The sequence below is a fragment of the Saccharospirillum sp. genome, assembly GCF_040881935.1.
Taxonomy (GTDB): Bacteria; Pseudomonadota; Gammaproteobacteria; order Pseudomonadales; family Natronospirillaceae; genus Saccharospirillum.
This window is the reverse complement of the sequence record NZ_JBBECH010000057.1, coordinates 1-8,081: the sequence shown is the minus strand read 5'-3', so window position 1 is coordinate 8,081 and position 8,081 is coordinate 1. Positions and strand designations below refer to the sequence as shown.

Annotated in this window: 7 protein-coding genes; 1 reads left to right on the top strand and 6 read right to left on the bottom strand. The window is 58.4% G+C overall.

The features are described 5' to 3' along the window. Positions 1-135: 135 nt before the first annotated feature. The 6 genes from WEB54_RS10540 to hemC form a co-directional block, all read right to left on the bottom strand. The gene (locus WEB54_RS10540; RefSeq protein ID WP_368055609.1) at positions 136-1,383 is read right to left on the bottom strand and encodes an ABC transporter substrate-binding protein; all 1,248 of its coding nucleotides are present in this window, start codon (positions 1,381-1,383) and stop codon (positions 136-138) included. 449 nt (positions 1,384-1,832) lie between these two features. Further along, a complete protein-coding gene (locus WEB54_RS10535; RefSeq protein WP_368055476.1) occupies positions 1,833-2,327 on the bottom strand; it encodes a GAF domain-containing protein in 495 nt (164 codons plus the stop codon). 3 nt (positions 2,328-2,330) lie between these two features. Then, positions 2,331-3,488 carry a heme biosynthesis HemY N-terminal domain-containing protein gene (locus WEB54_RS10530; protein ID WP_368055474.1) on the bottom strand — a complete coding sequence of 386 codons (1,158 nt, stop codon included), beginning with the start codon at positions 3,486-3,488 and terminating at the stop codon, positions 2,331-2,333. Then, positions 3,485-4,759 (bottom strand): uroporphyrinogen-III C-methyltransferase, encoded by a 1,275-nt coding sequence (locus WEB54_RS10525; RefSeq protein ID WP_368055471.1) that lies wholly within the window; start codon positions 4,757-4,759, stop codon positions 3,485-3,487. The genes WEB54_RS10530 and WEB54_RS10525 overlap by 4 nt, the downstream gene beginning before the upstream one ends. Positions 4,760-4,856: 97 nt before the next feature. Beyond that, a complete protein-coding gene (locus tag WEB54_RS10520) occupies positions 4,857-5,585 on the bottom strand; it encodes a uroporphyrinogen-III synthase (RefSeq protein WP_368055469.1) in 729 nt (242 codons plus the stop codon). Then, positions 5,585-6,532 (bottom strand): hydroxymethylbilane synthase, encoded by a 948-nt coding sequence (gene hemC / locus WEB54_RS10515; RefSeq protein ID WP_368055467.1) that lies wholly within the window; start codon positions 6,530-6,532, stop codon positions 5,585-5,587. Before hemC ends, WEB54_RS10520 begins: the two co-directional genes overlap by 1 nt. A gap of 194 nt (positions 6,533-6,726) precedes the next feature. On the opposite strand from hemC, the gene WEB54_RS10510 reads away from it, so the two are divergent. Further along, complete coding sequence (locus tag WEB54_RS10510; protein ID WP_368055465.1) at positions 6,727-7,995, top strand: ABC transporter substrate-binding protein; 1,269 nt, start codon at positions 6,727-6,729, stop codon at positions 7,993-7,995. Positions 7,996-8,081: the final 86 nt, after the last annotated feature.

The following is an 8,081-nucleotide window of genomic DNA, read 5'->3' as shown; positions in this document are numbered from 1 at the left end:
TCCCGATAAGGAAAAGATTCAGGTAGGTTTAACTGTATCTATGATTTCAGTTTTTTGCCAGAATCAGCCCACCTTCGAATAAGGCGGGCCTTGCGTTCAGAGCGACCTGCAGGCCGCTCTGATCAGATAGCTCTCTTACTGGGCAGCACGAACTGCACGAGCCAGACGAGTTGCGCCGTCTTCGGCACTCATGTCTGAGTTAAAGAACTCAGTCACGGTGTCGTAGATAGCGCCCTGAATGGTCGAGGTGGTTGACATGCCATGGGCCATGGAAGGCACCAGGCCTTCACCAGACGCAGCGGTGCGCTTGAAGGTCTCCATAGAGGCCAGGGCGCAATCGTCAAACTTGCCCATGTCGAGGTCGGTACGAGCCGGGATGGAACCCTTGTTCAGGTTGAAGGTTTCCTGGAAACTGGGTGACAGTACCAGTTCAGCCATCTTCATCTGGGCTTCAGCACTGGCGGAAGTCCGCTGTTTGAACATGGCCAGTGAGTCGATGTTAAAGGTAAAGGCATCGGCGGTACCCGGGAACGGCGCGCAGATGTAATCTTCACCCGGGGTCATGTTGGCGGCGGTGAATTCACCCTTGGCCCAGTCGCCCATGAACTGCATGGCCGCTTCACCACGGATCACCATGGAGGTGGCCACGTTCCAGTCACGGCCCGCTGCGCCACGGTCTACGTAGTCGTTCACTTTTCTGAATTCGCGGAACGCCTCAACCATGGTATCGCTTTCCAGTGCTGCAGAATCGTGGTCTACAAAAGCCCGGGAGAAAAAGTCAGCTCCACCGACAGCCAGTGCGATACTTTCGAATGTAGTGGTATCCCAGACAGCCTGTCCACTGTGAGCAATTGGTATTACACCTGCAGATTGTAGTTCTTCAGCGGCAGCCCAAAGCTCATCGAGTGTGGTCGGAATTTCAACGCCAGCATCGTCAAACACGGCCGGGTTAGCCCACATCCAGTTAACACGGTGCACGTTAACCGGTGCTGCTACGTAGTCACCATCGTGCTTCATCACGTCGGCAACAACAGAAGGCAGAACGGCATCCCAGTTATTCTCTTCGGAAACTTCTTCCAGGCTGGCGAGGAAACCGAGATCACCCCATTCCTGAATTTCCAGACCTTTGATCTGTGCAGCGGCGGGCGGGTTGCCAGACACAGCACGTGAACGCAGTACGGTGTAAGCATTCTCGCCGCCGCCGCCAGCTACGGCGAAATCAGTCCAGGTGTGACCGGCGTCTTCAACCATTTCTTTCAGAACCGCGATAGATCGGGCTTCGCCACCGGAAGTCCACCAGTGCAGTACTTCAACTTCGCCGGCCTGGGCTGAAACGGCCATTGTGCCGCCCATTGCCATCGCGATTAGAGATTTTTTGAACATCATGGTCTCAGTCCTTCTGTTTGTTGTTTTGGTCGTGTTGTCTTCAGTTTTGATGATTCCGCCGTTGTGCAGGCTTCTCTGTGAACCCGGTAAGACACCGGGGTTACCCGATTGCAACGATGAATCAATGAACAAAGCTGTGAACTCGCACCGGTGTAAACCGTGATAAGGTTCTGCTGGGTGCGATTACCACAGCCTTACTCTAGTCAGCCCCGCGGGTGGAGTAACGTCTCTAACAGCAACCTAGCGTAACAAAACCTAACAACGGTCTGGCAGAGACAGGGGTTACCGCTGTTACCAGAGGTGACAGTGTTAAAAACACCCCAGAGGAAAGCCCTAACGCAGGATAAACTTTTGAAAAAAGCTGGCAGGAAGGTAACACGAGCTCCCGATTCGGAGCCCGTATTTGTAACAAGGATGTTATATTGGGGTCTTACAGGGGACTGGAATCAGGTCGTTGCGGACCAGATTTCCGCACACAGCTGAGCAACAGACTGCAAACCTTCAATATCGGCCTCAGTAAACGCATCGAGCTGATCGCTGTCTACATCCAAAACGGCTACGACCTCGTCGTCCACCATGACCGGCACGACCACCTCAGAGCGCGCCAGGCTGCTGCAGGCGATGTGACCCGGAAAGGCATCAACATCCGGTACCCATTGGCTGGTTGCTTCGGCCCAGGCCGCGCCGCAAACGCCCTGACCATAGTCAATGCGCGTGCAGGCAATATCACCCTGAAACGGGCCGAGCACCAGTTGGTCGTCTTGTACGCTATAAAAACCGACCCAAAAAAAACCGAAACTCTGGCGCAGGGCCGCCGCCAGATTCGCCAGGTTAGCCACGCGATTGGGCTCACCCTGTACCAGGCCACGCAATTGAGGCAGTAGTTCGGCGTATCGGGTTCGACGGTCGTCCGAGGGGTTAAATGTCAGGGTCTCTGCCAAGAATCAGTCTCCAAGATGAGCCAGCTCACGATATTGCGTCAGGGCGCGATCGGTTTGCTGGCGGTGTTCAAAAAAACGGGCCAGGGCCAGACCCGAGTCTCGGTTCGGATCAATACGCCAGGCCTCGACCAAATAGTCTTCAGCTTTGCCCCACAACGACTGTGCCTCACATAACTGCCCGAGTGTCAGCATTAGCGCTGGATTCGAGCCGTGGCGTTTTTCCAGCTGCTCAGCCAGTGGCAGAGTCTGGGCGGCGGGCAAGCGTGGGTCCAGCAGACACCGCAACAGAGCCGGGGCCGGGGCCTTTTCCAGCGCTCTGGACAGACGTTTGAAGGCGTCATCAGTCTGGCCATGAACCAGCAAACAGTGGCACTCGGCGGCAACGACGTCAGCTTTCTGGCGAATTGTTTTGGGCAGGTTCTTTAGCGGCCCAAGGTCTGCGACAGAGGTCTGACACGCCTGCTCAATTAGCTGCAATGCCACCTGTTGTTGCCAGCGTTCGCGATCGGAGGGGTTCAGGTTTGGGGTTTTGTTGATCGCCTGCAACGCGACTTCGGCCTGGCCCTGATCCATCAGCGCGCGCCAGTAGTCTGGCTGCAGCTTGCGGATGCGCTGGAGCCCGGGTTGTTGTTGCCACAAAGCCAGCAGTGCCGCCGCATCGCCCGAGTGAACCAGGCGCTCGGCGGTCAGGGCATCGGCCACCAGCGCAAGCTCTGGATCAGTCTGTTTAAACTCGCTGACCCGGGCAGGCCAGTCGCCGCTATCCTGGCCGGGCACCAGTGTCAGCACTCGCGGCAGACGCTCGGAACCGCCCGCGTTAACCACCCGGTGCAATGCTGCCAGCGTCTTTGTATCATCGCCTTCCAGCCAGGCCAGAACCGCCTGCCCGGTCGCGACCCGGGCCGTTTTGCGGTCGCGCCTATCGCGGTATTGCCGGGCCAGTCGGACCGGGTTAATCCCGCGCAGCAGTTTTATTGCGAGCCAACTGACTAAAAACAAGACCAGGAACAAGCCCACCGCACTCCACAGCGTGATCTCGACCATCCACTGGCCCCAGGCAATCATCACATACCCAGGGTGGCGAACCATGAAGTGCGCCAGCAGCCCGGCGCCCAGAATCAGCACCAGCCACAACAAGATTTTTAACAGCAACCGGCTCATGCGTCGTCCTCCCCGTCATCGGCGGGCTCAGTCGCCTCGGCGTCGACCCGGGTCATGTATTGCTCAAGCGCTTCAATACTGGCGTGAATATCAGGAAAATCGGGTGTTAGCGTCAACCCTTGCAGGGATTCCAGATCGGATGTTACGGCTCCGAGCTCGAGTGCAGGCGCCATGGCGGCAACCCGTTCCTGCAGTTGTGCCAGGGCTTCGTTGTACAGCGGCTGATTCCGGGCTAGCAGCGCCAGTTGCACTTGCTCGGCCAGCAACTGGCTGTGCTGTTGCCACTGGGCAAACTCGGAGAGTAACGGCGGTGCCTGATACGGCACGTCAAGTCGACTGACGGTTACCAGGCTACTCAGGCTGTCGCGAAAGGTTTGCCAGCTCAGGTCGATATCGTCGCTTTGCGCCTGTGGCTCCAGCCGTTCGGCGGGCGTCCACTGACGGCTGGCAATGAGGTCTGCAATCGCCTCCAGCCGGAAGTAAGTGCCGTTCAGATCAACACTGCCAACTGACTGCAGGGCGAGGCGGTCAGACGCGATCTGGCGACGCACCGGCAATACCGCCGCTTCGGTCAGCCCGGCCAGAACCTGGTCGGCTGCGTTTAACAGGCCAACGGCGATGGTAGCATCTCCGTCCAGTTGCAGGCGCCGTTCAGCCAGGCGCAATAGGGTCAGGGCTTCCTCCAAGGGCCAGCGGTCGGCCTCCAAATCCTGGCGTCGGCTAAGTCGCTGCGCGGTTTCAATCAACATCGCTTCCAGCGCTTGTTGCTCTTCCCGGACGCTCTGCTCCAGGCGCTCTCGTTCACTGTTAGACGATTCCAGTTGCGTACTCAGACTGGACACCTGCTGGCGCAGCTCACTCACCGAGCTGACCACAGCGGCGGTTTCCTGCTGCAACCCCCGGTACTGCTGCCAACCCCAATACACCAGCCAGGACAAGCCCGCCACCGCCACAATTAATACCAGTAACACGGCCAGTAAACGGCCTGAACGACCAGAACCACCCCCAGATGGAGCAGATCGGCGACGTGGCGGTACAGCGGACCGGCCGCTTGGTTTGGCCGTCGACGCTGGTTTCTGTGCCGTTTCTTCATCTGCAGCGCCGGGTTCAGGCGAGGCGGCGGGTCCGGGGCTGGCTTGCGATTCGGTCGCCTTCGGTTCGCCGGGTGCCTTGTCTGTAGTCTGGGTGTTGTCGGCTGACGGCGTCGCTTCCGTGGCGATATTGTTGTTGTCGGGTGTTGGCTTGTTGTCAGACTCGGTGTCTTTATTCATGGGCAATGCGGCCTTTGCTGTTCCCTGGGTGGCGGTAATATTGTTTCCCCGGGATTCCATTTATAGGTATCAGTGTAAGGTGAACCGGGCCGTGTCGTCACGTCCCACCGTGAAGGCTTTGAGCAACGGCTTCCGGGGAGGCACCACTGGCCAACCGGCACTGGACAATACCCTGCTCCCGGGCCCAGTTCAGCAGACGCGGCGAGGTCAGTATCCAGAGGCCCGGCCAGACCTTCCAGGCACCATTGTGGCCGGACCGCAGCGCCTCGCCCAGTAACTGGGAACTGATCAACAGCGCATCAACCTCGCTGCTCAGCCGCGACATTTCTGCCAGCACAGCCGGGTCCAGAGCGCGCTCGTAGACTTCGATGGTGTACACCTCGGCGCCCCGGTCTTTCAGCACCTGCGGGTAGATGCCCCGCCCTCCGGCCCCTTTTACCACCAGCCATTTTCGCTGGGTCACGGCCTGAGTTGGCGCCAGTGCAAGTACGTCTTCGGCTGTATGGCCGGAAGCTGGGAATTGCGGCATTAACCCGCCCTGGCTCAATACCTCGGCCGTCGCTGGGCCATTGCACAACCAGTGCACCCCGGCGGGTGGCTGTGGCCAGTACCGATCCAGCGCCGCGATCAGTTGGCTGGCCGCGGTTGGGCTGACGCAAATCACCCCCTGAAACTCATCCAGGTTTAGCCAGGTAGACCTATCTGCCGGGGTTTCTGGCCTCAGCGTCAGACGCCAGGGGTCACGCAGAGTTAATTCCGCATGAGGCGCCAGTACAGTCTGCCAGCGAGCCCAGTCTGGCCTGGCCTTGGCCAGCAGCAACCGCATCAGTCAGTCAATTTGGCCAGTATGGCACCGGCCCCCTGCTCTAGCAGCCGCTCGGCCAGGCTGAGACCCAGTGCAGAGGCCTGTGCCAACTGCTCGGCGGGAGTGCCACTCAAAACCACCTGATCACGTGCTTTTAACAGGCGTTCTCCATTCACCTCACCGACCCGGGCCTCCATGCTCAGCGCATCGCCGTTCAGTTCAGCGAAACCGGCGATGGGCACCTGACACCCCCCCTCCAGGCGACGGTTCATGGCACGCTCTGCAGTCACACGAATATGGGTTTCCGGGTGCATCAGCGGCGCCAGCAAGGCCCGGGTGGCTTCATCGCCCGCCCGTATTTCAATGCCGACCGCACCCTGACCGACGGCCGGCAAACATACGTCCGTAGCGAGCGTATGGCGGATGCGTTCGTCCAGTTTCAGGCGGCGCAACCCGGCCGAGGCGAGAATGATGGCGTCGTAATCACCGGCATCCAGCTTGCCCAGGCGGGTGCCGACGTTGCCGCGCAGAAAGCGGATCTGCAAATCCGGACGAGCCGCCAAAAGTTGTGCCTGCCGTCGTAGCGAGGACGTGCCAACTACAGCACCTTCCGGCAAGTCGTTCACATGGGCAAACCGATTGGAGACAAAGGCGTCAGTTGGGTCTTCACGTTCACAAATCACCGCCAGCTCAAACCCTTCCGGCATCTCCATGGGCACGTCTTTCATCGAATGCACCGCTATGTCCGCGTGGCCTTCGGCGATGGCCACTTCCAGTTCCTTGATGAACAGGCCTTTACCGCCCACCTTGGCCAGCGGAACATCCAGCATCTTGTCGCCCTTGGTGGCCATTTCGACCAGTTCCACCTGAAGTTCGGGGTGCAAGCGACCCAGTGCAGAACGAACATACTCCGCTTGCCACAGGGCCAGGGGGCTCTTTCGGGTTGCGATACGCAGAATCTGGGACATGAAACTCTTCGCCGTCAAATGAAGGGCAAGTGTAACAAATAATCGCCGGAAGAAGCGCCTGCGATCACTATACGAGCAGCGACCATCTACCCTTTGACACGCTATGTTACGTTATGTCCAGGTCCTGTCGAGGTACTCTGATCTGGCCGATAGCGCCTATAACGATAAAAACGCAGAACACGCTGGAGTACGCAATGAACTTATCCAATCACTCTATGGCGTTTAGCGCCATACTATTTCTGCTGCCTGGCCTTTCCCAAGCTGGCTCCGTTGAGGTACTGCACTATTGGACCAGCGGCGGCGAGGCCCGCTCCGTTCAGGTCCTCAAAGAGGCCATGCAGGAAGACGGCCATACCTGGGTTGATTTTGTTGTAGAAGGCGGTGGAGGCGGCAATGCCATGGCCACCCTTCAGGACCGTGTCCTGCGCGGTAATCCGCCCACGGCTGCACAGATCAAGGGCCTCGACATCCAGCGCTGGGCCCGGCTGGGGTTTTTGAGCAACATTAACAACCTGGCAGAAGAACAGCAGTGGGACCAACGCCTGCCCCCGGTGGTCGCCGCGGCAATGCAATACAATGGCGATTACGTGGCGGTTCCGGTCAATGTACATCGCACCAACTGGTTGTGGGCCAATAAGCGCATTCTGGATGTCGTGGGTGTTGCGGTTCCCACCACCTGGGCCGAATTTGATCAGGCGGCGGAACGCATTGCCGATGCCGGTTACCAGGTCATCGCCCAGGGTCATCAGGACTGGCAGCATGCCACTCTGTTTGAGTCGGTCGTTCTGTCGGTCGGTGGTCCTGAATTTTATCAGGCCGCCCTGGTCGACCATGATTTCCGGGCAATGAGAGGCGACACCATGGATGCCGTGTTCGATCGCTACTATCAACTACTGGATTATATGACCTTGTCGGGCGACCTGGCCGAGTGGAACCAGGCCACCAGTCTGGTCATTAACGGCGAGGCGGCCTTTCAGTTTATGGGCGACTGGGCCAAGGGTGAGTTTTCTGCCGAGGGCAAAGTCGCCAATACCGATTACATTTGCGCAGCCGTACCCGGCACTCAAAACCAGTTCCTGTTCAACATCGACAGCTTTGCTGTTTTCGATCTGCGCAGCGCTGACCAGGCTGATCAGTCGGCCCAGAATGATCTGGTTCGCAATATCATGGACGATTCCTTTCAGCGCACCTTCAACCAGAACAAAGGCTCGATTCCGCCACGTACCGACATGAGCATGAACGCCTTTGACGATTGTGCCCGTGTATCGATGAAGGAATTTATCGCAGCCGCCGCCAACAATGCCTTACTACCCAGCATCGCCCACGGCATGGCCACTACGGGCACCGTTCAGGGCTACTTTTACGAAAAAATCGGCGAACTGACGGTAAGCCCCCTGCCACCTTCCGAGTCGTCACGCGAGCTGGCCAAGGCCATTCGTTACGGCCAGTACGTCATCAAATAACCACGCCTACCCGCGCAGTCATTGCTGGCTGCGTGGGTGGGGCTTCAAATGCCAGATACGATTCACGTAATCCTTAATCGAACGAT

What these genes read in the sequence shown, in the direction of transcription:
- WEB54_RS10540 (WP_368055609.1), bottom strand. Translation starts at nt 1,383, where the DNA reads ATGTTCAAAAAATCTCTAATCGCGATGGCAATGGGCGGCACAATGGCC.
- WEB54_RS10530 (WP_368055474.1), bottom strand. Translation starts at nt 3,488, where the DNA reads ATGAGCCGGTTGCTGTTAAAAATCTTGTTGTGGCTGGTGCTGATTCTG.
- WEB54_RS10525 (WP_368055471.1), bottom strand. Translation starts at nt 4,759, where the DNA reads ATGAATAAAGACACCGAGTCTGACAACAAGCCAACACCCGACAACAAC.
- WEB54_RS10520 (WP_368055469.1), bottom strand. Translation starts at nt 5,585, where the DNA reads ATGCGGTTGCTGCTGGCCAAGGCCAGGCCAGACTGGGCTCGCTGGCAG.
- hemC (WP_368055467.1), bottom strand. Translation starts at nt 6,532, where the DNA reads ATGTCCCAGATTCTGCGTATCGCAACCCGAAAGAGCCCCCTGGCCCTG.
- WEB54_RS10510 (WP_368055465.1), top strand. Translation starts at nt 6,727, where the DNA reads ATGAACTTATCCAATCACTCTATGGCGTTTAGCGCCATACTATTTCTG.